General features: G+C 57.9%; 1 protein-coding gene. It reads left to right on the top strand.

Annotation, left to right across the window (positions count from 1 at the left end; all coding sequences use genetic code 11):
- Positions 1–349 (top strand): citrate/2-methylcitrate synthase (locus P0D96_RS48530; protein ID WP_408321509.1); only part of this gene is annotated, 349 nt, incomplete at both ends.

Raw genomic sequence — 349 nt, 5'->3', positions numbered from 1 at the left:
CTACATCGACGGCGACAAGGGCGAATTGCTGTATCGCGGATATCCGATCGACAATCTGGCGCAGAACGTCGACTTCCTCGAAACCTGCTATTTGTTGCTGACGGGCGAACTGCCGAACGCACAGCAGAATGCCGAATTCGTGAAGACTGTCACGAACCACACGATGGTGCATGCGCAAATGCACTTCTTCTTCCAGGGGTTCCGTCGCGACGCGCACCCGATATCGATTCTGGTCGCCGCAGTCGGCGCTCTGTCGGCGTTCTATCACGACTCGCTTGACATCAACAATCCGCGTCACCGCGAAGTGTCGGCCATTCGCGTGATCGCTAAGCTGCCGACGCTGGTCGCC

The organism is Paraburkholderia sp. RL17-347-BIC-D (genome assembly GCF_046027915.1).
In the GTDB taxonomy this organism is placed as follows: Bacteria; Pseudomonadota; Gammaproteobacteria; order Burkholderiales; family Burkholderiaceae; genus Paraburkholderia.
This window is presented reverse-complemented; position numbering and strand designations above follow the sequence as displayed.